This is a genomic window from Candidatus Arsenophonus triatominarum (assembly GCF_001640365.1).
Classification (GTDB): Bacteria; Pseudomonadota; Gammaproteobacteria; order Enterobacterales; family Enterobacteriaceae; genus Arsenophonus; species Arsenophonus triatominarum.
The window spans coordinates 1-1,913 of sequence record NZ_LWMI01000077.1; the positions used below are offsets into that span (position 1 = coordinate 1).

The 1,913-nt window shown below is 34.9% G+C and carries 2 protein-coding genes; both read left to right on the forward strand.

All coding sequences use genetic code 11. The features are described from left to right. The first annotated feature begins 467 nt into the window (after window positions 1-467). Entirely contained in the window at window positions 468-827 is a 360-nt protein-coding gene (locus AYJ55_RS23290; protein ID WP_162505848.1) for a hypothetical protein, read from the forward strand. A 329-nt stretch (window positions 828-1,156) separates the two neighbouring features. After that, complete coding sequence (locus AYJ55_RS23295; RefSeq protein ID WP_063658109.1) at window positions 1,157-1,372, forward strand: hypothetical protein; 216 nt, start codon at window positions 1,157-1,159, stop codon at window positions 1,370-1,372. Window positions 1,373-1,913 lie beyond the last annotated feature (541 nt).

Genomic DNA, 1,913 nt, shown 5'->3' on the forward strand with positions numbered 1-1,913 from the left:
TAGTATTTTGTGATTTTCGCGTGACTGTGTTCCCTTTAATTTCCGGTTATCTTCCGCTTCCTCGCCCGTTCGCTCGCGTTGCTCGGTCACTTGGCTGTGGCGAGCGGTGCGGGTTAAGTTTTGAAAGATTTTTTGATTTTTTTAACGCAGGAGACGTTGAAACGGAGCGCCACTTGTGAGTACAAAATAGCGTCAACGAGGAAGGGGGGTTAGTTTGTTACTATTTAGTTGTCTGGCATTTCGTACTGATTAAAAACAATATATAACCCATCCTATGTATTAAAAGGGATTGTATCTATTTTTATCACTTCACAAGGGTATATATGTACCGTTATGGAGTTACACTTGTAACTTCTGAAAGATACATTTACACCTTTTAAAAAAGGTATTAAAATACCTTATTGACAAGGTATATTTTGTATGTAAATTGTCACGTTATATAGAGTGACATATGCGGACAAGACATGGTGACTAAAAAGAGAATAAAAACTGCATTTTATGAGCAAAAAAAAGACACTGTGGATATAAACACTGGAGAAATAATTTCTGAATCAAAGACAACATTATCTCGTTATTCATCTGAACCGCCATATGTGAAAATGTATATTGATGATATATGTTCAATGATTAAAGTTCCTGACTCATTAAAAAACGTCTTGTTTCTTATGCTTAGAAAGCTCGATTATGATGGTTATATGACTCTTTCAACCAGATATAGAAAATCAATGTGTGACCAACTTAGTATTAAAGATGGGACTCTAAGAAATAGATTGGCTCTTCTTGTAAAAAAAGGATTTGTTCTGAGTGAGGGAGAAATGAATATTTAGCCAACCCTAAATTTTTTGCTAGGGGAGAATGGAAGTCCATCATAGAACAAAGATCAGCATTTGAATTAAAAATTAAATATTCAGAAGACGGTAGAGAAATTACTACAGAAAGAATTTTATAAACTAGTCGCTAACTGATGGGAATGGTGATCCCAAAAGTTAGCTAATCCAAACCCTAACAGTACTAGGAGTCGGACTATGGGAAATAGTACCTTCCGTGTGCGCGTAATTGAAGCGCAAAATCAAATCATCGAGTTATTTCGCTCGAACCTCACGCAATTTAACCCGTCGTCAGCGTGCCGAATTCTCCAGCGAGTTGGGGGTGCGGCATGAAATACTTCAAAGCAACCATCATCACTAACGTTGACCACGAGAAGGGTAAGACAACAAATTTCATCTATCTTTCCTCTGAGACGAAAATAGCTGCCAAGAAATTGGCCTCTCAACATATCTTTGAGACTGACGGCGCAAACTGCTGTTTTACAAATCGCCCAGATTGGAAGAAATTAGTATTTTGTGATTTTCGCGTGACTGTGTTCCTTTAATTTCCGTTTATCTTCCGCTCCTCGCCCGTTCGCTCGCGTTGCTCGGTCACTTGGCTGTGGCGAGCGGTGGGCGTTTTAATTTTAAGGATTTTTTGGATTATTTTTTAATTTTCTTTCTAAGTTTAGCTTGCGAGCACCGAACACCGTCGACGAGGAAGCGGAAATTAGTTTGTTGCTACTGAGTTGTCTTGTAACTCCTGAAAAACAAGAAAGAATCTAAGATAGATAAATAGTTATATATAAATCAGTATTTTAAATAAATTTTGGTAATCATATAATTAGTTAAGGTAACTATATGATTATATGTTAATAACTAAATAATCATTATTAATAACTATATAATTATTTTTAATAATTAAAAAAGTTATTTTTAGGATATGAAAACTTTTATTTAATAACTTTAAAAAAAACTTGAAAATAATTTTTTTTTATTATTATAGTTAACTTTAAGAATTTTATTTAAATGAGGCCGATATGGGAACGTAGACATGTAAACCTAGAAACAGGGGAAATAACTACAAGAGCCTGATTTATAAAGGTT